Genomic DNA, 22,829 nt, shown 5'->3' with positions numbered 1-22,829 from the left:
GCATGGCCCTTTCCCCCTCGCAGATCCGCTACCTGCGCAGCCTTTCCCACGGCCTGAACCCGGTTGTCCTGCTGGGCAACAAGGGCGCCAGCGATGCCGTGGTCAAGGAATTGCACCAGGCCCTGGATATCCACGAGCTGGTCAAGGTGAAGCTCTCCGGCGGCGACAAGGACGAGCGCCAGGTCCAGCTCGACGCCCTGCTGGGCGGCACCGGCGCCGAAGCGGTGCAGCAGATCGGCCATGTCGCCGTGCTGTTCCGCCGCAATGCGGACGAACCGAAGATCGCCCTGCCGCGCTGATGGACCTTTCGCTCGACCGTCCCGAGGGTTACCTGTACGTGCGCAGGGTCGGCGAGCACGGCATCACACTGATCGACCGCGAGCTCACCGAAAGCTTCCTGCTGGCGCCGGACCGCGTGGTCGAGCGCTGGCCGGTGCACGCGGCCGGCACGCTGGATGAAGGGCACGTCAATGCCCTGCTCGAGCTGCAGCCGGAACTGGTGCTGCTGGGCACCGGCGTGCGCCAGGTGTTTCCGGCGGCCGCGTTCATGGCCGGCTTCCTGCGCAAGGGCGTCGGCATCGAGGTGATGGACAACGCCGCCGCCGCGCGCACCTACAACCTGCTGGCAGGCGAAGGGCGGCACGTGGTCGCGGGGTTCATCCTCGGCGCCGCCCCCTGAGCGCGGAAGCCGGGCGGTCTTCCACGGCGGCCGCCTTCACGCCGGCCGGCTACTTCGGGGGCAGGTAGTTCAGCGGATCGACCGGGTTGCCGTCCTTGCGGATCTGGAAACCCAGTTCCACGCGCGAGGCGCCGCTGGAGCCCATCTCGGCGATCTCCTGGCCGGCGCTGACGCGCTGGCCTTCCTTCACCAGCCGCTTGCTGTTGTGCCCGTAGGCCGACAGCAGGCTGTCGTTGTGCTTGATGATGACCAGTTCGCCGTAGCCGACCAGGCCGTTGCCGCTGTACACCACCACGCCATCGGCGGCGGCACGCACCGGGTCGCCCGCCTTGCCGGCGATCTCGACGCCCGGCACCGCATCGCCCGGGGTGAAGCGCTTGATGATCTGGCCGTCAGCCGGCCAGCGCCAGGTCACGCCCCCGGAGGCGCGCGAACTGCCGGTCGCCACCGCCGGGGCCGGCGGCGGCACGCTGGCCTTGGGCTCGCCCGCCACCGGCACTTCGGTGCTGGCCGGGGTTGCCGGCACGGGCGCTTTCACCACGGCCGCGGGCGCAGGCGGCGCATGCGGAACGGCGGCGACGACCGCCCCCGTGGCCGCCGGCGCATGACTGGTGGCGGTCGGGGCCGGTGTGGAAGCCCGCGTCGGCGTCGGCACGTTCTCGAACATGGGGGCGCCGGGCGCGGCCGGAGCAGGGGCGGGCCTGGCAGGCGGCGCGGCGGCCACGGTGGCGTGCGACGCCGGCGCGGCGCCGGAAGGCGGCGACAGGCTCAAGCGCTGGCCGGGCCAGATCGTGTACGGCTCGGCGATGCCGTTCCACTGCGCCAGGTTGCGGAAATCCACCCCGTTGCGGAACGCGATCGAATACAGCGTGTCGCCGCGCTGCACCTCGTAGTGGCCGCCGGGGGCCGGTGCATGCGCCACGGCCGGCGCCACCGGATGGCCGGCGTTCGACGCCGGTTCCACCACCACCGTGCTGCAGGCCGACAGCGCCAGCAACGCAGCCGCAGCCAGCGACCTGGAAAGAAAACCATTCATTCGCGGCAGCATAATGGGACTTCCTTGTTTTTTCATGCGGCGCTCCGGGGCGCCATCCCTGCTCAATGGCTCCAGATCCACCATGCCAGCAGCAGGCCCAGCGCCACCAGCACGATCCAGCCTATCCACTCGATGTACTTGTGCAAAAGTTGCTCGGCGCGCTCGCCGAACAGCCGGATCAGCAGCGCCAGCAGCCACACGCGCTTGCCGCGGCCCAGCGCCACGCAACCCAGGAACGGCAGCACCGGCACGCCGACGATGCCCGAGGCCCAGGTCACGAACTTCATCGGCACCACCGGCTGCAACGCCGCGAGGATCAGCACGCCGAACATGCCCCAGCGGTGCTCGGCCATCTGGGTGCGCAGGCTCTCGACGCCTTGCTCGATCGGCGCCAGCAGGTGCAGCGTGCCCAGCACCGGCTTCAGCGCCTCGAACGCCCAGTGCCCCAGCGCATAACCGACCAGCGCGCCCAGCAGCGAGAACGCGAGGCTGATGTTCGCGTAGAAGAACGCCCGGTGCCGCTTGCCCAGCATCATCGGCGCCAGCATCACTTCCGGCATGACCGGGAAGATGAAGGCCTCGACGAAACTGAGTACGCACAGGTAGCGGACCGCGTGCGGGTGACGCGCCCACACCAGGGCGCGGGCATAGAGCTTGCCGAACAGGCGCATCTAGTCGGTTTCCTTTGCTGTATGCATCAGCCGATGCCGCCAAGCAGCGGCACGAAGCTGACCGCGCCGAGTTCTTCCTGGGTGAAGTCGCCCTGCCCGTCGCCGCGCAGGCGGATCAGCACCTGGCTGCTGGGCGAGCCCACCGGGGCCACCAGCACGCCGGTGGGGCTGAGCTGTTCGAGGATGCGGGTGGGGATGGTGTCGCCCGCGGCGGTGAGGATGATCGCGTCGAACGGCGCCTCGTCGGCCCAGCCGAGCTTGCCGTCGTCGTAGCGCGAACGGATGTTGGCGAGACCCAGCTGGCGGAAACGCCGGCGCGCCTGGCGCAGCAGCTCCTCGATCCGTTCCACGGTGTAGACCTGCTCCACCAGCGCGGCCAGCACCACCGCCTGGTAGCCGGAGCCGGTGCCGATCTCCAGCACCCGCCCGGGTTTCTCCTTGCGCGCGTCGAAATGTTCGAGCAGCGCCTCGGTCATCCGCGCCACCACCCAGGGCTGGGAGATGGTCTGGCCGTGGCCGATCGGCAGCGCGGTGTTTTCGTAGGCGCGCGAGTGCAGCGCCTGGTCGATGAAATGGTGGCGCGGCACGTTGCGGATCACGTCGATCACCCGCGGATCGCGGATGCCGCTTTCCTTGAGCAGGCCGGCGAGCCGGTCGCGTGCGCGCTGCGAGGTCATGCCCTCGCCCTTCAACACCGCCGGGGGCAGCAGATGCATGCTCATCGCTCAGGCCACCTTGTGGCCGGGGGCGGCCATGTCGTCGCTTAGCGATTCCATCCAGCTGCTGATCTTCTCCAGCGCCTGGAAGCGGGTCAGGTCGACATGGATGGGCGTCACCGACACGTAGCCGCGGCGCACCGCGTCGAAGTCGGTGCCGGGGCCGGCGTCGTCCACCTCGCCCGCCGGGCCTATCCACCACACCGGACGTCCGCGCGGATCGGTCTGCGCGATGCACGGCGCGGCGCGGTGGCGGCGGCCCAGCCGGGTGACCTCGAAGCCGTGGATTTCCCCCCATGGCCGATCCGGCACGTTGACGTTGAGGATGGTGTCGGCGGGCAACGGGTCGACCAGCAACCGGCGCATCAGCAGCAGCACCGCGTTCGCCGCCGCGTGGTAATGCACGCCGCGGTGGTCGTCGCTGACCAGCGACACGGCGATCGCCGGCAGGCCCAGGAAGCGCCCTTCCATCGCCGCCGACACCGTGCCGGAATAGATCACGTCGTCGCCGAGGTTGGCGGAGTTGTTGATGCCCGAGACCACGATGTCGGGCTCGTGCTCCAGCAGGCCGGACAGCGCCAGGTGCACGCAGTCGGTGGGCGTGCCGGCCACGCGGTAGCGGCCGTCCTCCATGCGCAGCACGCGCAGCGGCGCGTCCAGTGTCAGTGAATTGCTGGCGCCGGAACGGTCGCGATCGGGCGCCACCACCGTCACCTCTCCCACCTCGCCGAGACGCTCGGCAAGCACGTGGATGCCTTTCGCATCCACGCCATCGTCGTTGCTGACAAGAACTCGCATGCTGATCCGTGTTGAGTCGAGTGCAGCGCATGCCATTCGCGGCCTGCGTACCCTGCAACCTCCCGAGTTTACCGGAGCGCACCCCGGGATTCACGGATCGGGCACACGCCGGGCGCCGCGTCGCTTGCTAGCATCGGGACATGAAACGCCGCGCTCCTGTCACGATCAGCGAGAATGATGCCCGCCTGTTCCGCGAGGCGATCGGCGACGTGCGCCGCATCGATCCGGTCGCGGCGCCGCTGCCGGTGCCGAAACCCGCGCCGCTGCCGCGCATGCTGGAAGCCGACGAAGCCGCGGTGCCCGGCGAGCTGCTGGAGATGGCCTTCGACCCGGCCACGCTGGAAGTGGGCGAGGAACTGGCCTACCTGCGCGACGGCTACCCGCCGAAGCTGCTGCGCCAGCTCAAGCGCGGCCAGTACAGCGTGCAGGACGAACTGGACCTGCACCAGATGAACGTCGCCGCCGCGCAGGCCTCGATCGCCAGCTTCCTCGCCGAGGCGCGGCGGCGCGGCCTGCACTGCGTGCGCATCATCCACGGCAAGGGGCTGCGCTCCAAGGCCGCCGGCCCGGTGCTGAAGGCGCTCACCGACCGGCTGCTGCGACGGCGCGACGACGTGGTGGGCTTCGCCTCCGCACGGCCCGCGCAAGGCGGCACCGGTGCGGTGGTGGTGCTGCTCAGGAACTGAGCGCTTCCGCCTGCGCCGCCACTTCGCGCGCCACGACGGTGGCGTAGGCGCCGGCGGGCAGCTCGAACGCCAGCTCCAGCGCGTCGTCCGCCAACCAGCGCCAGCGCAGGTCCTTCGGCAGCAGGCGCAGCGGGCGGCGCTCCTGGTCCATGCGAGCGGCAGCGACGCCTTCGGCAAGATCGGCGTGGGCGGCGGCGATGTCGCGCTCCAATGCCCCGGCCTCGCCCGTGGTGGGCGGCTCGCCCTGCCCCCACAAGGGGCCGGACGGATGGATGTCGCCGCTGGCGAGGCGCTGCGCCAGAACGTCGGTGTATGGCTCCGGCCCGAACCAGGAGCGCGAGCCGGCGAGCGACCAGATCTCGCCGTCCAGCGGCGCGTCCCACGCGCCGCGCTCGACGCGGGCGGCGAGCACGCTGTTGAAGATCTGCGAGCGGGCGGCGGAAAGCAGGAAGCCGCGCTTGTCGCGATCCACCCGGCGCCCTGCGAACATCGCCCGCGCCTGCGCGAGGTTGCCGCCTTCGCGGCCGAAACGCTGCTCGCCGAAATAGTTCGGCACGCCACGCGCGGCGATCGCGGCCAGCACCTGCCCGGCGCGCTCACGCTCGCCCCGCACCTCGCGCAGCACCAGCACGAAACGATTGCCGCGCAGCGCGCCGCGCTTGAGCTTGCGGCCATGGCGCGTGGACGCCAGCACCTTCACGTCCGCGTGCGGAAACGCGGACCAGTCCGGATCGGGCTTGCCCGCCAGCTGCACCGAGAACGTCTGCCGGGTCACCGCGTTGCGGTCCTTGAGGCCGGCGTAACCCACCGCCAGCGGCGGCACGCCGGCGAACTTCGCGAGCTCGCGCGCCACCCAGTCGGTGTTCGCGCCGCGCTTCTCCACCCACAGCAGCGCGTGTTCGCCGCTGCCGTCGGCGTCGTAGCCCAGAATCTCCTCGACCACGAAATCCTCGGGGGTACTGCGCAAGCTCGCCGTGAGCGGCGGGACGTTGCCATGTGCAAAAGGAAGTTCAGAACTGGACATGGTTGCCTCGAAGTACGGAAACGTCATTCCGGCGCAGGCCGGAGGCGTTCTTGAATGACCGGGGAGCTGGTCGTGCAGTCGCGAAACCCATTCGTTCCACTGCCGGGTCCCGGCTTCCGCCGGGATGGCGACAGCGAACTAGCGGCGTTCCAGCAACACGCAGGCCTGCGCGGCGATGCCTTCGCCGCGACCGGTGAAGCCCAGCTTTTCGGTGGTGGTGGCCTTGACGCTGATGCGGCCGGGTTCGCATGCGAGATCGGCGGCGAGGATCTCGCGCATCGCCTGCGCGTGCGGACCCACCCTGGGCGATTCGCCGATCACGGTGATATCGGCATTGCCCAGCGCATAGCCGTGCTGCGTCATCAGCAGCGCCGCGTGGCGCAGGAACTGGCGGCTGTCGGCGTCGCGCCAGCGCTCGTCCGAGGGCGGGAAATGCCTGCCGATGTCGCCCAGCGCCAGCGCGCCGAAGATCGCGTCGCACAGGGCGTGGATCACCACGTCGCCGTCGGAGTGCGCGACCAGCCCGCGCGAGTGGGCGATGCGCACGCCGCCCAGCACGACGTGGTCGCCGTCGCCGAACGCGTGCACGTCGAAACCGTTGCCGATGCGCAAGCTCATGCCGTCCTCGCGAGCAGGAATTCGGCCAGCGCGAGGTCCGCCGCCGTGGTCACCTTGATGTTGTCCTCGGCGCCCTCGACCAGCAACGGCCGGAAGCCCGCCAATTCCATCGCCATCGCCTCGTCGCTGACCGGCCGCCCATCGCGCGCCACCGCGCGCAACGCGGCGACGAGCTCGCCGCGACGGAACATCTGCGGCGTGAAGGCCCGCCAGCGCTGATCGCGCGGCTCGGTGGCGAGGCTGCGCGCGTCTTGATCCGCGCGCTTGAGCGTGTCGCGCAGCGGCGCGCCGAGCAGGCCGCCATCCGCCTGCGTGGCCCGCTCGATCAGGCGCGCGATATCGGACTCGCGCACGCAGGGGCGCGCGGCGTCGTGCACCAGCACGAAGTCGGCATCACCCACTTCAGGCGGCAACGCGTTCAGGCCCGCCAGCACCGAATCGCTGCGCTCGGCGCCGCCGATTGCAGTGCGCACCGGCTTGCCGTGCAGGGTCGTGGTGCCGGGCCAGTGTCCGTCGTTCGCGCCCAGCACCACCATGAGGCCGGCGATGCGCGGATGTGCGGCCAACCGTTCCAGCGTGTGCGCGATCAGCGGCCGGCCAGCCAGTGGCAGGTATTGCTTGGGGCAGTCGCTGCCCATCCGCGTGCCGCGCCCGGCGGCCGGCACCACGCACCACAAGGCGGCACTCATCGGACGACGCGGCCGGTGATGCCACCGGGCCGGGCCGGCGGCGGCAACGGCAGCGTGCTGCTGGCGCCCGCGGGCTGGTTGTCGATCTGGTAGAAGGTTTCGCCGGGCTTGATCAGGCCCAGCCCGGTGCGCGCGCGCGCCTCGATCGCCTGGTCGCCGTGCTTGAGGTCGCTCACGTCCGCCGCCAGCGCCTGGTTGCGTTGCTGCAGGCGCGTGTTTTCGTCGGTCTGCTTCTTGATCGACACGCGCAAGGCGTCCACCTCGTGCATGCCGCCATGCGCGGACCACAGTTTCAACTGCAGTCCGATCAGGAGCAGGACCAGTATCAGGGCGATCCAGCGCAACATGGGGCGGCGAGGCTGCCGGATCAGCCCGGCAGGTGGTCGAGGCTCACGAAGGCCGCGCGGCCCGCGTAATGCGCCGCAGAGCCCAGCGCTTCCTCGATGCGCAGCAGCTGGTTGTACTTGGCCACGCGGTCGGTGCGGCACAGCGAGCCGGTCTTGATCTGGGTGGCCGTGGTGGCGACGGCGATGTCGGCGATGGTGGTGTCCTCGGTCTCGCCCGAACGGTGCGAGACGATGGCCGCGTACTTCGCCGCGTCGGCCATGGCGATGGCTTCCAGCGTCTCCGACAACGTGCCGATCTGGTTCACCTTGATCAGGATGGCGTTGGCGATCTGCTTGTCGATGCCTTCCTTGAAGATGGCCGGGTTGGTGACGAACAGGTCGTCGCCCACCAGCTGCACGCTCTTGCCGATCCTGTCGGTGAGCAGCTTCCAGCCGTCCCAGTCGCCCTCGGCCATGCCGTCCTCGATGGTGACGATGGGGTACTGCTTCGCCCAGCTCGCCAGCACGTCCACCCACTCGTGCCGGGTGTAGACCTTGCCCTCGCCTTCGAGGTCGTACTTGCCGTCCTTGAAGAATTCGGAACTGGCGACGTCGAGGCCGAGCAGGATCTCGCTGCCCACCTTGTAGCCGGCCTTGTTCACCGCTTCGAGGATGGTGTCCAGCGCCTCGATGTTGGAGCGCAGGTTCGGCGCGAAGCCGCCTTCGTCGCCCACCGCGGTGTTGAGGCCCTTGCCCTTCAGCACGCTCTTCAGCGCGTGGAAGATCTCCGCGCCGGCACGCAGCGCCTCGGCAAAGCTGGACGCGCCCACCGGCAGCACCATGAACTCCTGCACGTCGACGTTGTTGTCGGCGTGCGCGCCGCCGTTGATGATGTTCATCATCGGCACCGGCAGCGCGCCGGGCTTGCCGGTGGTGCCGTTGATTTCCGCGAGGTACTGCCACAGCGCCTGCTTGCGCTGCGCCGCCACCGCGTGCGCCGCGGCCATCGACACGCCGAGCAGCGCGTTCGCGCCCAGCTTGCCCTTGTTCGGCGTGCCGTCGAGCTGGATCAGCTTCGCGTCCAGGCCGCCCTGGTTCGCGGCGTCGAAGCCCTTCAGCGTGCTGGCGATGACGCCGTTGACGTGGCCCACCGCGTTCTTCACGCCCTTGCCGAGATAGCGCGACTTGTCGTCGTCGCGCAGCTCGACGGCCTCGCGCGTGCCGGTGCTGGCGCCGCTGGGAACCGCCGCACGACCGAAACCGCCGCCAGCCAGGGTGACTTCGGCCTCCAGCGTGGGGTTGCCGCGCGAGTCGAGGATTTCACGGGCGTGGATGCGGGTGATGTCGGTGCTCATGCGGCGGCAATCCTTCAAGCGTTGGAGAAAGGGGATGAGGCGGGGTTCGCGTCCGGGCTTACAGGGTGTGTTCGAGAAAACCGTGGCGCTTGGTCACGGCGTCCAGTTCCATCAGGGTTTCCAGCAGGGCCTGCATCTTGCCCAGCGGCCATGCATTGGGGCCGTCGCTGAGCGCCTTGCTCGGGTCCGGGTGGGTTTCGGCGAACAGGCCGGCCACGCCCGCGGCCACGGCGGCGCGCGCCAGCACCGGCACGAATTCGCGCTGGCCGCCGGAACTCGCGCCCTGCCCGCCCGGCAACTGCACCGAGTGGGTGGCGTCGAACACCACCGGGCAGCCGGTGTCGCGCATCGCACTCAGGGAGCGCATGTCCGAGACGAGGTTGTTGTAGCCGAAGCTGGCGCCGCGCTCGCACACGAGGATGTCGTCGTTGCCCGCGGCCCTGGCCTTGTCGACGACGTTCTTCATGTCCCAGGGCGCGAGGAACTGGCCCTTCTTGATGTTCACCGGCTTGCCGGCGCGGGCCACGTTCTGGATGAAATCGGTCTGGCGGCACAGGAAGGCCGGCGTCTGCAGCACGTCCACCACCGCGGCGACTTCGCCGAACGGGGTGTATTCGTGCACGTCGGTGAGCACCGGCACGCCGATCTGGCGCTTCACCTCGCCGAGGATGCGCAAGCCTTCCTCCATGCCCGGACCGCGGAAGCTGGTGCCGGAGGAACGGTTGGCCTTGTCGAAGCTGGACTTGAAGATGAAGTGGACGCCGAGCTTGCCGGTGATTTCCTTGAGCGTACCGGCGGTATCCAGCTGCAACTGCTCGGATTCGACCACGCAGGGCCCGGCGATCAGGAACAGCGGCTGGTCGAGGCCAACCTCGAACCCGCACAACTTCATGCCACGGCTCCCTGCGCCAGCTTCTGCCCGTCGCGCACGGCCTTGTACTCGCGCGCGGCGTGCACGAAGCCGATGAACAGCGGGTGGCCGTCGCGCGGCGTGGAGGTGAATTCCGGATGCGCCTGGCAACCGAGGAACCACGGATGCTTCTGCCGCGGCAGTTCGACGATCTCGACCAGCAGGTCGTCCATCGACTTGCCGGAGATCACCAGGCCCTGGTCCTCGAAGCTCTGGCGGTAGCGGTTGTTGAATTCGTAGCGGTGGCGATGGCGCTCGCGCACCACTTCCTGGCCGTACATCTCGCGCGCCAGCGTGCCGGCCTTGAGGCGGCATTCCTGCGCGCCCAGGCGCATGGTGCCGCCGAGATCCGAACGCTCGGTGCGCTGCTCCACTTCGCCGCTGGAGGTGGTCCACTCGGTGATCAACGCGATCACCGGGTCGGGCGTGTTGCGGTCGTTCTCGCTGGAATCGGCCCCGGCGAGCCCGGCCACGTGGCGCGCGAAATCCACCACCGCCGCGTGCATGCCGTAGCAGATGCCGAAGTACGGCACGCCGTGCTCGCGGGCGTACTTCGCGGCCATGATCTTGCCTTCGAAGCCGCGCTTGCCGAAGCCGCCCGGCACGAGGATCGCGTCCGCGCCGCCGAGCACCTTGGCGGCGCCCTCGGCCTCGACCTGCTCGGAGTCGATCCACTCCAGGTTCACGCGCGTCTGCTGCTTGATGCCGCCGTGGCGCAGCGCCTCGCCCAGCGACTTGTAGGCGTCCTTGTGCTCCACGTACTTGCCAACGATGGCCACGGTGACCTCGTCCTTCGGATGCACCACGGCGTCCACCGTGCGCTGCCATGCCGAAAGATCGGCCGGTTTGGCGTCGAGTCCCAGCCGCTTCACCACGATCTCGTCCAGGCCCTGCTGGTGCAGCCACAGCGGGGTCTTGTAGATCACGTCCACGTCCACCGCGCTGATCACGGCGTTCTCGGGCACGTTGGTGAACAGCGCGATCTTGCGGCGCTCGCCCTCGGGCAGCGGCTGCTCGCTGCGGCACAGCAGGATGTCCGGCTGGATGCCGATCGAGCGCAGTTCCTTCACCGAATGCTGGGTGGGCTTGGTCTTGATCTCGCCGGCGGCCTTGATGTACGGCACCAGGGTGAGGTGCATGAACAGGCACTTCTCCGGGCCGTGCTCGATGCGCAGCTGGCGGATGGCCTCCAGGAAGGGCAGCGACTCGATGTCGCCCACCGTGCCGCCGATCTCCACCAGCGCCACGTCGAAGCCGCGGGTGGCCTCGTGGATGCAGTGCTTGATCTCGTCGGTGATGTGCGGGATCACCTGCACGGTGGCGCCGAGGTAGTCGCCGCGGCGTTCCTTGCGGATCACGCTCTCGTAGATCTTGCCGGTGGTGATCGAGTTCTTGCCGGTGAGCCGGGTATGGACGAAGCGCTCGTAGTGGCCTAGGTCGAGGTCGGTCTCGGCGCCGTCGTCGGTGACGTAGACCTCGCCATGCTGGAACGGGCTCATGGTGCCCGGATCCACATTGATGTAGGGATCGAGCTTCATCATGGTGACCGAGAGGCCACGCGCTTCCAGGATGGAGGCCAGCGACGCCGCGGCGATGCCCTTGCCAAGCGAGGACACCACACCGCCAGTGACGAAAATCAGGGGGGTCATGGAATGCAGCCGTGCTGGAAATACGCATTCTAGCGGCAGACGGCCGCCGCCGCGAGATGTCCGGACACTCCGATTCAGGCAAATGGCCTTCCAGGCGGCGCCGCGCAGTGGTCCGGCACGCCGGCACGGAAGGCATCGCGCGCATGGGGCGCCTGTTACCATGCCGCGCATGACCACCCCCATCCCCGCCCGGATCGCCGCGCTGCGCGCGGCCATGCAGCAGCACGGCGTCGCCGCCGTGATCGTCCCCAGCGCCGACCCGCACCTCTCCGAATACCTGCCGGGGCACTGGCAGGCACGGGCGTGGCTGTCCGGCTTCACCGGCTCGGCCGGCACCCTGATCGTGACGCTGGAGCAGGCTGGCCTGTGGACCGATTCGCGCTATTTCGCGCAGGCCGAGCAGCAGCTTGGCGGCAGCGGCATCGCGTTGATGAAGCTGCACGTGCCGCACACGCCCGAGCACATGGACTGGTTGACCACGCATCTGCACGGGGGCGACGTGCTGGCCGTGGCCGGCGACAGCCTGTCGCTTGCTGGCCTGCGCTCGATGGAAGGCAAGCTCGGCGAGCACGGCGTGCGCGTGCGCACCGACCTCGACCTGCCCGGCGCGATCTGGAGCGACCGGCCCGCCCTGCCCCATGCGCGCATCGTCGAACACCCGATCGCCTGGGCCTGCACCGCGCGCGCGGACAAGCTGGCGCGCCTGCGCAACGCGCTGCGCAAGCGCGGCGCCACGCATCATCTGGTTTCCAGCCTCGACGACATCGCCTGGCTCACCAACCTGCGCGGCAGCGACGTGGAGTGCAACCCGGTCTTCCTCGCCCACCTGCTGGTCGCGACCGAAGGCAAGGCCACCCTGTTCGCCGAGCGCGGCAAGTTCGACGACGCCCTGGTCGCGCAGCTCGCCGCGGACGGCGTCGCGATCGACGGCTATGCCGGCATCGCCGGCGCGCTGGCCGAACTGGGCAAGGATGCCGCCCTGCTGTTCGATCCCGCCCGCGTGGTCTGCGCGATCAGCCATGCCATCCCTGCCGACGTGCGGCGCATCGAGGCCGCCAACCCCAGCACCGCGTTCAAGGCGGTGAAGGGTCCCGCCGAACTGGACCACGTGCGCGAGGTGATGCGCCGCGACGGCGCCGCCCTGGCCAGCGCGTTCCGCGAGATCGAGCACCAGCTCGCCGACGGCAAGCCGCTCACCGAGCTGGACGTGCACCGCCTGGTGCACGCCGCACGCGCCGCGCAACCGGAATTCGTGGGCGAGAGCTTCGCCACCATCGCCGGCTACCAGGCGAACGGCGCGCTGCCGCATTACCGCGCCACGCAGGAATCGCACAACGCCCTGCAGGCGAAGGGCCTGCTGCTGATCGACTCCGGCGGCCAGTACCTCGGCGGCACCACCGACATCACCCGTGTGCTGGCGCTGGGCGAGACCACCGTCGAACAACGCCGCGACGCCACCCTGGTGCTGAAGGGCATGATCGCGCTCAGCCGCGCGCGCTTCCCGAAGGGCGCCAGCGGCCCGCAGCTCGACGCGCTGGCGCGCGCCCCGCTGTGGGCGGCCGGCTGCGACTACGGCCACGGCACCGGCCATGGCGTGGGCTACTTCCTCAACGTGCACGAGGGGCCGCAGTCCGTCCGGCCGCCGGTTTCCGGCGGCGCCCTGGTGGCACTGGAGCCGGGCATGATCTCCTCGATCGAGCCGGGCCTGTACAAGCCGGGTCGCCACGGCATCCGCCACGAGAACCTCGCGGTGGTGGTCGAGGCCGACCGCACCGAGTTCGGCGATTTCCTCGCCTTCGAGACGCTCACGCTGTGCCCGTTCGACCGCCGCGCGCTGGAGCCGGGCCTGCTCAGCCCCGACGAAGGCGCGTGGCTGGACGACTACCACGCCAGCGTGCGCGCCGCGCTCGCCCCGCTGCTGGAAGGCGCCGACCTGGCATGGCTGGAGCGCCACTGCGCGCCGCTGGCGGGCTGACCGCGCACGGGGCGGCCGGCTGCTCAGTGCCGCCCCACCACGATCACCTCGACGCGCCGGTCCGGCGCCAGGCAGGCGATGAGTTCGGCGCGGTTGCCGCTCTCGCAGTCGGTGGTGACCGGCGCCACGGAGCCGCGCCCCTCGGCCACGACCACGTTCGACGGCACGCCGTGCCTGACCAGGTACTCCATCACCGTATAGGCGCGTCGGCGCGACAGGCGGTCGTTGTGCTCGGCGCTGCCCAGGCGATCGGTGTAGCCGACCACGTGGACCATGCTGAGCCTGTTGTCCTCCGCCACGATCCGGCCGGCCAGTTCGTCCAGTTGCTCGCGCCCCTTCGGGGTGAGGTCGTCGATGGACGACTTGTCGAACGCGAACAGCGCGTCGGCGGACAGGCTGAAACGCTTCCCGGCCACCTCGGGCTGCGGCAGCTTCAGCAACTCCGCGCATGACTCGGGCTTCCAGTAGAAGCTTTGCGCGATCTTCTGCCCGTCGAACAGCACCTTGTACTGGCACACCTGGTCGGGGTGATCCTTCGTGCGGAAATGGAACACGTAGTTCCACTCGCGCACCGCAAACACCCCTTCGCTGAAATGGGGGTAGCCGACCAGGGCCGCGATCTGGTTCTTGGTCTGGCCCGCATGCACCAGGCGCAAGCTGTCCGGGTTGGGCCAGGTGCCGTTGGCGTGCATCGGCGTGGTGTCGCCGATCCTCGGCCACACCAGTTCGCCCGCGCTCTTGCCGTCCGTGGCGACATTCCGGCTCACGTTGCCGCACCCGCCAAGGGCAAGCAACGCCGCAAGCACCATCGTCGCCCGTGCCAGGTTTTTGAAAGAATCCCTCATGCCATGCCCCTTCAGGTCGTGACGCTCCCGTGCAGGACGGGAGATTGCTCATGTTCGTCGCCCACGCCACGGCGGCGTGGGCGTCCTCTCCACTTACCAGACCACGCCCGCGCCCACGCCCACGCCGGTGTCGCCACGCGTATTGGTCGAGGCGTTGACCTTGAAGATCACGCGACCGCTTTCGGAGATCGTCGACAGGCCCACGGCGACGCCGGACTGGCCATGGAAATTGCCGAGACCCACCGTGGCGGCGCTCTGGTTGGGCTGGTAGGCCTGCGGCATGCTCGCCATCGCCATCGCCGAAGCCACGCCGGCGAAAGCCTTGTTGCCGAGGTTGGTGACCGCCTGGTCGGTGTAGCTCTTCGACCAGTTCTGCACCTGCTGCATGCCCTGGTTCATCTGTCCCACGTTCACCGCATCCGTTGCGGCCGTGCCGGGCCCGACGTTGTGGATCGACGTGGGCGAACCGCCGGAATTGAGCGTGATGCTGTCGTAGTTGACGCTGCCGTCGGCATTGGTGTCGTAATGCACGCTGCCGGCCTGCGATGCCTGCAGCTGGCTCACATTCACCGCGTCGGTGGCCTGGGTGCCAGCCGCCACGTTGGTGATCTGGCGCGCACCGCCGGCGGAGCCGACGGAAACGCTGTTCGCCCGATCCGCCACCGAGTTCGCGCCGATCGCCACGCTGTTGTCGGCCGTCGCCTGCGCGCCGTTGCCGACGGCGGTGCTCCCGCTTCCGGAGGCCACGGCGCCGTTGCCACCCGCGGTCGACTTCGTGCCCGATGCCACCGGCTTGGTGCCGTTGTCGTCCTGGCTGACCTGGAACATGCCGTCCGAACCCTGCTGCAGGTTCTTGATGTCGGTGGTGTCGGCATTCACCTGATTGGCGACGTTGCTGACCGAGTTGCCGATCTGCGAAACCTGGCTCGCCACCGAATACAGCTGGCTGCCGTTCACCGCATCGGTGCTGGTCGCGGTCACCTGCCCCGCGGCCACGTTGGTGACCTGCCGCTCGGCGCCCGCCGAACCCACGCTGACCACGCCGGTCGGAGCGTTGCCGGCGAAGCCGCCGTAGGTCACGCCGCCCACCGTGGCGCTGCCCACGGCCACGGCCGTAGCCGTAGTCGAGCCGGCGCCCAGCGCCACCGAGTCCGGCGTGCTCGCGACCGCGCCCTGGCCCAGTGCCGTGCTGCCGTCCGCACTTGCCGTGGCGCCGGTGCCCACCGCCGTGGCGTTCGTGCCGGTGGCCGCACTGTTGTTGCCCACGGCCAGGCTGTTGCTGCCCGAAGCAACGGCACCCGCGCCGCCCGCAGCCGAATTGGCGCCGGTCGGACTGGGTGGCGGCGTGTTGTGGTCCTGGCTGACCCGGAACATGCCGGCGCTGCCGTTGTTGATGCCGGTGACGGTGTTGTTGATGTTGTTGATGCTGGTGGTGTTGGCATCCACCTGCTGGTTGGTGGCATAGAGCTGGCTGCCGTTGACCGCATCGGTACTGCTGCTGCTCAACCGGCCGGCCGCGACGTTCTGCAGCTGGCGTTCCGCCCCGACCGAGCCGATGCTCACCACGCCCACCGGTGCGGCGCCGGCGAAGCCGTAGGTATTGCCGCCAATCACCGCGCTGCTCACGCCCACGGTCGCCGTGGTCGTGGCGCCGTTGCCCAGTGCCACGCTGTCAGCCTCGCTCGCCACGGCGTTCGGACCGATCGCCACGCTGTTTGCGCCAAGCGCCTGGCTGTCCGGATCGCTCGAGTTGGCATGGAAGTACTTGATGCCGCCGCCGTTGTCGATGTTGGTGATCTGGCTGCCGAGCTGGTTCACGGCCTGGTTCGTGGCATACAGCTGCGAGCCGTTCACCGCATCCGTGCTGTTGGCCGTGACCTGGCCTGCCGCCACATTCGCGATCTGGCGTTCGTTGCCTGCGCTGCCCATGCTCACCACGCCTGCGGGCGTCTGGCCTGCATAGGTGTAGGTCGTGCCGTTGATCACGCCACCCGGCGTCGCCACCGCGGCGGCCGCCACCGTCGAGCCCTGGCCCAGCGCCACGTTGCTGCCCGCGGTACCGCTGGCGATGCTCGCGCCCTGGCCCAGCACCGTCGCGTCGGCATTTCCGTTGTCGGTCGCCTGGCTGCCGACCACGGTCGAGGCCGCACCCGTCGCTACCACGTAGGCGCCCACCGCAGTCGAGTTGAGACCGCTCGCGCTCGAGAAGCTGCCTATTGCGCTCGAACCGGCACCGGATGCGTTGGAATTGGCACCGAAGCCGGCAGCATTGCTGGCGCTGGCCATCGCATCGGAACCGATGGAAGTGGAGTTCCAGCCTGAAGCCGTCGTATTTCCACCGATGGCCACCGTATAGTCATTCGTCGCCGCTGCGCTCAAGCCGATGGCAACGGGTTTCCGCCCGCTTGCATGCGCGGACACGCCTACAGCGATGGCTCCCCGAGCGGCGCCCTCGGCCAACGAGTTGTCGCCGATGGCGATGGTCTGCTCACCGGTCGCCTGGGCTCCCCCGCCGGCAGCGAGCGAGTATGCCGCCGTCGCACCATCGTTGTTGTAGTTGCTTCCGGCACCTGTTCCGGCAGGGGTGTTGACGCTGTAGTAATGCGTCTGCCCCGCCGCCACCGCGTTCGCCAGGGACTGCAGCTGACTGACGTTCACCGCGTCCGTCGCGTTGCTGCCCGGCGCCACGTTCTGGATCTGACGTTCCGCACCCGCCGCGCCCACGCTCACCACGCCGGCCGCCGTTCCCGACAACGCGCCCGTACCGGGGTTGTAGTACCCCATGTTCGCGGCCGCGACCGTGGAGTTGGCGCCCAAGGCCACCGAATTGGCAATGCCGTTGGCAACATTGTTCCCGAACACAAAGGCATTGTCCGCGGTCACCGTGTTGTCGTTGCCGATCGCGTAACTGCCCGCGCCGCTGACGGTGTTCGGATCGCCGATGGCACCCGAGCTCGCACCGCTCACATTGTTGCCGTTGCCGATGGAAATGGCCGACGCGCCGGCAGCATTGGCGCCCGCGCCCATGGCGATCGAATTGCCGCCCGTCGCCTGCGCGCCATTGCCCAGCGCGATGTCGTCGACGATGCTCACGTTCGAACCGGAAACGCCGGCCACTGCGTTGGTACCCAGGGCGATCCCGTCGTTGCCATGGGCGGCAGCGGCGTTGCCGATGGCGGTCGAACGATCGACGGTCAACGCCGTCGTGCTCGTGCCCGAACCGGCGTTCGACCCCATGGCAAGGTTGCCGGTGCCGGTGACATAGCGGCCGGCGCCATTGCCAATCGCGGCGTTGGAATCGCCCGTGACGTTGGTGCCGGAGGCTTCGCCGCCGGCATAGTTGGCGTTGCCCGAGACCGTGTTGCCGGCGTTGTCGCCGATGGCGGTATTCCGTGCACCGGTGATGTTCTGGCCGGAGAAATTGCCGATGGTCGTATTGTCGTTGCCCTTGATGCTGGAGCCGCTGAAGGAGCCGATGCCGATATTGGCGTTGCCGGTCACGGAGCGCGCGCCATTCGGCCCGATCCCGATGTTGTTGAAACCATCGACGGTGTCGCCGGCCTTCCAGCCCAGCGCGGTATTGAGGGCACCCTTCACGCCGTTGCCCGCCACCGGGCCGATGGCGGTGTTGTTCCCGCTGACGCCCGGAAACACCGCGGGCTGGGTGCTGGTATCGGAGACACTGCTGCCGGTGCCCAGGTTGCCGATGGCGGTGTTGCCCGTGCTCGACACGCTGTTGCCCACGTTGTAGCCCAGGGCCAGATTGACGGACGAGGCATTGTTCTGACCCGACGTGACACCAATCGCAAGATTGTTGAAACCGGTGGAACCGGTACCGGTATGGTTGCCGATGGCAATGGACTGCGTGCCCATCGCGGCCGCCGACGTGCCGATGGCGATCGCGCCGAGCGGGCTCGGCGAGCTGGCGGCGGTGTTCCGCACCAGGGCACCGTTGCCCATGGCGATGGAGTCGGCCATCGTGGTGCTGGCGTTGATGCCAATGGCTACGCCGCGCAAACCGGCTGCACCGCCCGTGTCGTTGACAGCACCGACGCTGGTCACGGTGGCGCCACTGCCGATGGCGACGGCATTGGCTGCCTTCGCATTGGCGGTGTCGCCCATGGCGATACCACCGGCCGCGGCCGCCACGCTGCCGTTGCCCAGCGCCACCGAACCCTGCCCGATGGCCTGGTTGCTGTTGCCGATGGCGACCGCGCCGTTGGCCGCCGTTGCGCCGGCCGTGTCGCCAGCCGCCGTGTTGTTGGCGCCCAGGGCCACCGCACCCGTGCCGTTGGAAATGTTGGGATCGCCGATGGCGACCGCACCGTTGCCGGTCGCCTTCTGGCCCATGCCGATCGCCACCGCGCCACCCGCGCTGGAACCGCCATTGGCGGTGGTGCCCGAGGAGCCGATGGCCACGTTCTGGCCAGTCGCGCCGCTGGCGACGCCGTCGCCCTGGGCGATGCCGTAGGCCGCACTTACCGTGGCGCCACGGCCTATGGCAATGCCGGATGTGCCGGTTGTCCCTACAGACGACTCGCCACCGATGGCGATCGCATTGATCGTCGTGGCTTGCGCCCCCTTCACGGCATCGCTGCCGATGGCGATGGCGCCGGCGCCGGATGCCAACGTGGAGTTGGCGGCACTCAGTGCGGCGGTGCCATTGCCGCCTGCGCCGCCGATGGCAACCGAGTTCGGAGCGCTTGCGGAGCTGCCGAAGCCGAGTGCGGTCGAACCGATGCCCGTTGCACTGGAGGAGAGACCGAAAGCGCTTCCCCATTTGGCGGAAGTTGCGTAAAAACCGAAGGACGCCGCCCCCTGCCCGGTAGCTTGGGAGTACGCACCGTAAACGGTGGCCGCGTCCATTCCGTTGCCACTGGCATTGCACCCCGCGATGTTCGACAAGGTGCCGGATCCATCAACAGGGTCGGCGTTCGTGCCGTTCACGGTGACGCGACCTATGGTGCTGGTGCCCGCTGCGGAGCAGGTGCTTGGATTGCCGGCATAAGTGGCTGCCACGGCTCGCTGCGGCACGGCCTGCAAGCCGAAGACAATGGCAAGCGACAACGCTCCAAGACGAAGGCCGAGGCATCCGCCTCCCTTGGCTGCTCCGCCGCCATCGCTGGTTGCGAGTTCCGACGCAACCACCACCTGGCCAAGCGACTTGCTCCACACCTTGCTATAGGTCTTGTTCACGGTCGTTCCTCAAATGGAATCGGCAAACCAACCGTGGCAGCAGGGCGGCATATGCATCGAAGCCCGCATGGATCGCTCCATGCGGGCTTCGGCGTATTGCATGCGGCAGCACTCGGGGGGCGCGACTGCAGCTCAATCTGAAAACTGGCAACGAAGTCCCCGAGCCGTACGCGACAAATCCCGCGCCATCAGTCTCTCTGTATCCCCCAACCCTCACATGCGAATTGGAACCCGACAGGCGACTCCCCAGGGGGTAGGGGTCACCTGCCGCCGACACCAGGGTCGACACATGCCGTTCCTTCGGCATGCGGGAGGCGGAGAAGCGCTGCCGCGCACAGGCAAGTCAAATGAATCCAGCGCCGTGATGCGCATCACACTTCTTGAGACCGATTCTGCGGCTGGCCACAGGCGGTTTGAATCAGACGATTCTGAAAAAGAAAATGCGCAGTCCCCGGCGCCGGCCGGCACGACGAGAACATCGTTCGCCCGGGACACGCGGCGACCAGCCATACGGGGCGGACGGCAAAGAGGTTGTGCAGTGGGCCGCGCGAGGCGGAGCGTCGGGTCAGGCCGCCACGGCAGCCGGCGACGTGGCTACCACGCCCGTCCGGGGCCATTCCCCGCCGGGCGAAGGCGCCGGCTCCTCAGGCAAGCAGCCCGCTGGCGCGTGCGAATTCGTACAGCTCGCGGTTGCTTTCCAGGCCGAGCTTGCGCATGGCGTCGTTCTTCTGCTTGCTGACTGTCTTCACGCTGCGCCGCACGGTTTCGGCGATCTGGGTGACGCTGAGGCCCTGGGCGTACAGGCGCACCACCTCGGCCTCGCGCACGGAGAGCACGGCGACTGTCGCCGCCTGCTGGTCGTCGACTTCGGCCGCACGACCATGATTGCTGGCGGCCTGCACATGGGTGCTGACGTAGTTGCGCCCGGCAGCGATGGCGCGGACGGCGCGCAGCAGCTCCGTCGTCATGCCGGTCTTGTCCACCACGCCCTGCACGCCCAGCTTGAGCATGCCTTGCAGCAGCGCGGCGTTGTGGATCATCGTCAGCACGATGACGGGAAGTTCCGGCCACGCCTCGCGCAGGCGGCGCAGCATGGGCAGCCCGTCGTCCTGGCGATTTTCGCCGGGCATGGAGAAATCGGTGATCACCAGGTCGCACGCCGTGGTCCCCAGCAGCTGCAGCAGTTGCTGGCCCCCGTGCGCCTCCCCCACCACCTCGAACGCGTTGCCCTGGCTGGCGAGGATGGCCTTGACGCCCATCACCACTACGGGGTGGTCGTCGCAGATCACGATGCGCATGTTGGGAACTTCTCCTGCCGAACCGGCGCCCCGCTGCCGTCGGCCCCACCATATCCGTCCCGGCCCTGCATGCGCCAGCCATCCCTCCGGTCGAAGTGCTTGTCGTCGCCCGATCGAGGCTGCACGCTATGCCCATGCACAAGCCAGCCAGGCGCGCGAGCATGCGCAAGGAACGCCCCGGCCCCACCGCCGGCCTGCGGCCGTGCGCAAGAAATTGGGGCATGCTGCGGTCCACGTGCCGCGGGAAAGGCGCCCATCCATGAGCCAGCTTGCCGCCACCGCTGCCGCCCCCGACTGGCTGCACTCGGCGTCCGGCGCGTGGCAGGCGCCTACCCTGCTGCTCGCCGGGCTGCTGGTGCTGGTGGCGCTGCTGGCGCTGGGGCTGCTTTGGTACATCCGCGGACAACGGCAGCTGCTGCGGCGCGCCCGCCACTACCTTGCCGTGGAGCAGGATTTGCGCGGCATCGCCGCGCAGGTGCCGGTGGCGGTCTTCATGCTGCGCGTGGCGCCCGATGGCACGCCGCGGTTCGCCCCGCTGGTCGGCGACCCGTTCGTCGTGGCCGGCCTGGGGACCGCGGCCCCGCCGCGCGAGAATCCGCTGACGACGCCGACCTTCCGCGAACGCGTCCATCCCGATGACCGCGCCGCGCTGGCGCAGTTGCTGGAGTTTTCACGGGAGGCAGCCGCCGACCCGTGGCCGCGCACGGCCGATTTCCGCGTGCACGCACCGGAAGGCCTGCGCTGGCTGCACGTTTCGCTGGCTGCCCAGCCGCGCGCGGATGGCGGCCAGCAGTGGGTCGGCTACCTGCTGGACACCTCGCGTACCCGCGCGCACAGCGAGGCGCTGCGCGTGGCGCGCGACGCGGCGGAACGCGCCGCCAAGGCCCGGGCGGATTTCCTCGCCACCATGAGCCACGAGATACGCACGCCCATGAACGGCGTGATCGGCATGCTGGAACTGCTGGGCCAGACGCCGCTGGACGCCGCGCAAGGCGAGCTGCTGCACGCGGTGGAGGACTCGGCCGGCGTGCTGCTGCAGATCCTCAACGACGTGCTGGACTTCTCCAAGCTGGAAGCCGGCAGCCTGCGGCTGGACCGCGAACCCTTCAACCCACGCACGCTGGTGGACAACGTGGTGGGCGTGATGGCCGGCGCGATGCGCCGCAAGCGCCTGCGCATCGACGTGTCGGTGGACGCCGCCGTCGCGGGGCTGCTGCTGGGCGACGGCGTGCGCATGCGGCAGATCCTGCTGAACCTGCTGGGCAACGCGACGAAGTTCACCGAGCGCGGAAGCATCGCCGTGTCCTGGCGCGTTCTCGGCGAAGACGAAGACGGCCAGCGGCTTCGCATCGCGGTCAGCGATACCGGCATAGGCGTCGCCGAGGAGAAACAGGCCGCGCTGTTCGCCCCGTTCAGCCAGGCCGAGGACTGGACCGCGCGCCGCTACGGCGGCACCGGCCTGGGCCTGGCGATCTGCCGCCACCTGGCGCAATTGATGGACGGCGAGATCACGCTCGCCAGCAAGCCCGGCGAAGGCACCACGGTGGCGCTGCAACTGCGTCTCCCGGTCGCCAGCCGCGACGCCGTGCGGCTGCCAGGCGCCGCATCGCCGCACGCGCTGCTGCGTCTGCGCGAGCCGGAATTGGTGGCGGCGCTGGCGCAGCACCTCGCCGCGCTGGGAATGACGGTGGAGCGCATCGACCCCGCCGTGCCGCTGCGCACCGGCGTGGCCGCCGACCTGCTGTTCCTGGACGAGGACGACCTCGACAGCGGCCGCGCCATCCCCGCCCGCGTGGTGGCGCTCACCCAGCGCGACGTTCCCGCACCCATCGTCGCCGCCGACGGCGAACGCATCCTGCTGGGCGCCAATCCGCTGCGCTGGCAGGCGCTGCTGCGCGCCTGCACGCTGGCGCTGGACCCGCGGCACACGGCGTCGACGGCGCCCATGCCGGCGCCGGCAGCCATCGAGGCCATCGCCCCCGACGCGCGGCACGCACGGCGCCGCACGCAGCGCATCCTGGTCGCCGAGGACCACCCGGTGAGCCGGCAACTCGTGCAGCGCCAGCTGGGCCTGCTGGGCTGGCCCTGCGAACTCGTGGACAACGGGCGGGAGGCGCTGGCGGCCCTGCAGCACGGCGACCACGCCCTGCTGCTCACCGACTGCAACATGCCCGAGATGAGCGGATACGAACTGGCCAGTGCATGGCGCCGCCACGAGCGCGAGAGCGCCGCCGCTTCCCGCCTGCCCATCGTCGCGACCACGGCCAACGCGTTGGCGGGCGAGCTCGCGCGCTGCCGCGAAGCCGGCATGGACGACTGCCTCAGCAAGCCGCTGCAACTGAAGCCGCTGGAAGACAC

General features: G+C 69.3%; 19 protein-coding genes. 5 read left to right on the top strand and 14 right to left on the bottom strand.

What is annotated here, in order from left to right; genetic code table 11:
- Positions 1 to 2 precede the first annotated feature (2 nt).
- Positions 3 to 299 (top strand): ribosome assembly RNA-binding protein YhbY, encoded by a 297-nt coding sequence (yhbY, locus tag PCA_RS06920; protein ID WP_181301870.1) that lies wholly within the window; start codon positions 3 to 5, stop codon positions 297 to 299.
- Positions 299 to 679: an Mth938-like domain-containing protein gene (locus PCA_RS06915; RefSeq protein WP_181301869.1), complete on the top strand. Its 381-nt coding sequence runs from the start codon at positions 299 to 301 to the stop codon at positions 677 to 679. The genes yhbY and PCA_RS06915 overlap by 1 nt, the downstream gene beginning before the upstream one ends.
- Before the next feature lie 49 nt (positions 680 to 728).
- Here the strand turns inward: PCA_RS06915 and PCA_RS06910 are convergent, their stop codons facing one another.
- The 4 genes from PCA_RS06910 to surE are packed head-to-tail and all read right to left on the bottom strand — an operon-like array spanning position 729 to position 3,900.
- A complete protein-coding gene (locus tag PCA_RS06910; RefSeq protein ID WP_181301868.1) occupies positions 729 to 1,727 on the bottom strand; it encodes a peptidoglycan DD-metalloendopeptidase family protein in 999 nt (332 codons plus the stop codon).
- Positions 1,728 to 1,777: 50 nt separating this feature from the next.
- A complete protein-coding gene (locus tag PCA_RS06905) occupies positions 1,778 to 2,386 on the bottom strand; it encodes a DedA family protein (protein WP_181301867.1) in 609 nt (202 codons plus the stop codon).
- Positions 2,387 to 2,412: 26 nt separating this feature from the next.
- The gene (locus PCA_RS06900; RefSeq protein ID WP_181301866.1) at positions 2,413 to 3,108 is read right to left on the bottom strand and encodes a protein-L-isoaspartate(D-aspartate) O-methyltransferase; all 696 of its coding nucleotides are present in this window, start codon (positions 3,106 to 3,108) and stop codon (positions 2,413 to 2,415) included.
- Between the two features lie 3 nt (positions 3,109 to 3,111).
- The gene (surE, locus tag PCA_RS06895) at positions 3,112 to 3,900 is read right to left on the bottom strand and encodes a 5'/3'-nucleotidase SurE (RefSeq protein ID WP_181301865.1); all 789 of its coding nucleotides are present in this window, start codon (positions 3,898 to 3,900) and stop codon (positions 3,112 to 3,114) included.
- Positions 3,901 to 4,040: 140 nt separating this feature from the next.
- Between surE and PCA_RS06890 the strand changes: the two genes are divergently transcribed.
- The gene (locus tag PCA_RS06890; protein WP_181301864.1) at positions 4,041 to 4,586 is read left to right on the top strand and encodes a Smr/MutS family protein; all 546 of its coding nucleotides are present in this window, start codon (positions 4,041 to 4,043) and stop codon (positions 4,584 to 4,586) included.
- On the opposite strand, the gene truD is transcribed toward PCA_RS06890, so the two are convergent.
- From truD to PCA_RS06855, 7 genes are all read right to left on the bottom strand, one after another.
- On the bottom strand, positions 4,576 to 5,610 hold the full coding sequence (gene truD, locus PCA_RS06885; RefSeq protein ID WP_181301863.1) for a tRNA pseudouridine(13) synthase TruD: 1,035 nt from the start codon (positions 5,608 to 5,610) through the stop codon (positions 4,576 to 4,578). The two genes, PCA_RS06890 and truD, sit on opposite strands and share 11 nt — an antisense overlap.
- Positions 5,611 to 5,748: 138 nt before the next feature.
- Complete coding sequence (gene ispF, locus PCA_RS06880; RefSeq protein WP_181301862.1) at positions 5,749 to 6,228, bottom strand: 2-C-methyl-D-erythritol 2,4-cyclodiphosphate synthase; 480 nt, start codon at positions 6,226 to 6,228, stop codon at positions 5,749 to 5,751.
- The gene (gene ispD / locus PCA_RS06875; protein ID WP_181301861.1) at positions 6,225 to 6,917 is read right to left on the bottom strand and encodes a 2-C-methyl-D-erythritol 4-phosphate cytidylyltransferase; all 693 of its coding nucleotides are present in this window, start codon (positions 6,915 to 6,917) and stop codon (positions 6,225 to 6,227) included. Before ispD ends, ispF begins: the two co-directional genes overlap by 4 nt.
- The gene (ftsB, locus tag PCA_RS06870) at positions 6,914 to 7,264 is read right to left on the bottom strand and encodes a cell division protein FtsB (RefSeq protein WP_181301860.1); all 351 of its coding nucleotides are present in this window, start codon (positions 7,262 to 7,264) and stop codon (positions 6,914 to 6,916) included. The genes ispD and ftsB overlap by 4 nt, the downstream gene beginning before the upstream one ends.
- Before the next feature lie 20 nt (positions 7,265 to 7,284).
- Positions 7,285 to 8,598, bottom strand: coding sequence for a phosphopyruvate hydratase (gene eno, locus PCA_RS06865; RefSeq protein ID WP_181301859.1), 1,314 nt, complete (start codon positions 8,596 to 8,598; stop codon positions 7,285 to 7,287).
- Positions 8,599 to 8,656: 58 nt separating this feature from the next.
- Positions 8,657 to 9,490, bottom strand: a complete 834-nt coding sequence (gene kdsA / locus PCA_RS06860; protein WP_181301858.1) for a 3-deoxy-8-phosphooctulonate synthase — start codon at positions 9,488 to 9,490, stop codon at positions 8,657 to 8,659.
- Positions 9,487 to 11,157, bottom strand: a complete 1,671-nt coding sequence (locus PCA_RS06855; RefSeq protein WP_181301857.1) for a CTP synthase — start codon at positions 11,155 to 11,157, stop codon at positions 9,487 to 9,489. The genes kdsA and PCA_RS06855 overlap by 4 nt, the downstream gene beginning before the upstream one ends.
- Before the next feature lie 169 nt (positions 11,158 to 11,326).
- On the opposite strand from PCA_RS06855, the gene PCA_RS06850 reads away from it, so the two are divergent.
- A complete protein-coding gene (locus PCA_RS06850; protein WP_181301856.1) occupies positions 11,327 to 13,132 on the top strand; it encodes an aminopeptidase P family protein in 1,806 nt (601 codons plus the stop codon).
- A 23-nt stretch (positions 13,133 to 13,155) separates the two neighbouring features.
- On the opposite strand, the gene PCA_RS06845 is transcribed toward PCA_RS06850, so the two are convergent.
- The 3 genes from PCA_RS06845 to PCA_RS06835 all read right to left on the bottom strand — a co-directional run bounded on the left by PCA_RS06845 (position 13,156) and on the right by PCA_RS06835 (position 20,471).
- Positions 13,156 to 13,899 carry an OmpA family protein gene (locus PCA_RS06845; RefSeq protein WP_219918603.1) on the bottom strand — a complete coding sequence of 248 codons (744 nt, stop codon included), beginning with the start codon at positions 13,897 to 13,899 and terminating at the stop codon, positions 13,156 to 13,158.
- A 171-nt stretch (positions 13,900 to 14,070) separates the two neighbouring features.
- Positions 14,071 to 19,173, bottom strand: a complete 5,103-nt coding sequence (locus PCA_RS06840) for an ESPR-type extended signal peptide-containing protein (RefSeq protein ID WP_181301854.1) — start codon at positions 19,171 to 19,173, stop codon at positions 14,071 to 14,073.
- A gap of 644 nt (positions 19,174 to 19,817) precedes the next feature.
- Positions 19,818 to 20,471 (bottom strand): response regulator transcription factor, encoded by a 654-nt coding sequence (locus PCA_RS06835; RefSeq protein WP_181301853.1) that lies wholly within the window; start codon positions 20,469 to 20,471, stop codon positions 19,818 to 19,820.
- Positions 20,472 to 20,730: 259 nt separating this feature from the next.
- Here PCA_RS06835 and PCA_RS06830 point away from each other — a divergent pair.
- Positions 20,731 to 22,829, top strand: a 2,099-nt coding sequence (locus PCA_RS06830; RefSeq protein WP_255436708.1) for an ATP-binding protein, incomplete at its 3' end; no start/stop codon positions are given.

This window comes from Rhodanobacter sp. PCA2, assembly GCF_013620825.1.
In the GTDB taxonomy this organism is placed as follows: domain Bacteria; phylum Pseudomonadota; class Gammaproteobacteria; order Xanthomonadales; family Rhodanobacteraceae; genus Rhodanobacter_A.
The sequence above is the reverse complement of the archived record's forward strand: the minus strand, read 5'-3'. Positions and strand labels throughout refer to the sequence as shown.

Coding starts and splice junctions, on each gene's coding strand:
- PCA_RS06855 (WP_181301857.1), bottom strand. CDS start 11,157: ATGACCCCCCTGATTTTCGTCACTGGCGGTGTGGTGTCCTCGCTTGGC.
- yhbY (WP_181301870.1), top strand. CDS start 3: ATGGCCCTTTCCCCCTCGCAGATCCGCTACCTGCGCAGCCTTTCCCAC.
- PCA_RS06850 (WP_181301856.1), top strand. CDS start 11,327: ATGACCACCCCCATCCCCGCCCGGATCGCCGCGCTGCGCGCGGCCATG.
- PCA_RS06890 (WP_181301864.1), top strand. CDS start 4,041: ATGAAACGCCGCGCTCCTGTCACGATCAGCGAGAATGATGCCCGCCTG.
- PCA_RS06900 (WP_181301866.1), bottom strand. CDS start 3,108: ATGAGCATGCATCTGCTGCCCCCGGCGGTGTTGAAGGGCGAGGGCATG.
- truD (WP_181301863.1), bottom strand. CDS start 5,610: ATGTCCAGTTCTGAACTTCCTTTTGCACATGGCAACGTCCCGCCGCTC.
- PCA_RS06915 (WP_181301869.1), top strand. CDS start 299: ATGGACCTTTCGCTCGACCGTCCCGAGGGTTACCTGTACGTGCGCAGG.
- ispF (WP_181301862.1), bottom strand. CDS start 6,228: ATGAGCTTGCGCATCGGCAACGGTTTCGACGTGCACGCGTTCGGCGAC.
- PCA_RS06910 (WP_181301868.1), bottom strand. CDS start 1,727: ATGCTGCCGCGAATGAATGGTTTTCTTTCCAGGTCGCTGGCTGCGGCT.
- ftsB (WP_181301860.1), bottom strand. CDS start 7,264: ATGTTGCGCTGGATCGCCCTGATACTGGTCCTGCTCCTGATCGGACTG.
- ispD (WP_181301861.1), bottom strand. CDS start 6,917: ATGAGTGCCGCCTTGTGGTGCGTGGTGCCGGCCGCCGGGCGCGGCACG.
- PCA_RS06905 (WP_181301867.1), bottom strand. CDS start 2,386: ATGCGCCTGTTCGGCAAGCTCTATGCCCGCGCCCTGGTGTGGGCGCGT.
- eno (WP_181301859.1), bottom strand. CDS start 8,598: ATGAGCACCGACATCACCCGCATCCACGCCCGTGAAATCCTCGACTCG.
- kdsA (WP_181301858.1), bottom strand. CDS start 9,490: ATGAAGTTGTGCGGGTTCGAGGTTGGCCTCGACCAGCCGCTGTTCCTG.
- PCA_RS06835 (WP_181301853.1), bottom strand. CDS start 20,471: ATGCGCATCGTGATCTGCGACGACCACCCCGTAGTGGTGATGGGCGTC.
- surE (WP_181301865.1), bottom strand. CDS start 3,900: ATGCGAGTTCTTGTCAGCAACGACGATGGCGTGGATGCGAAAGGCATC.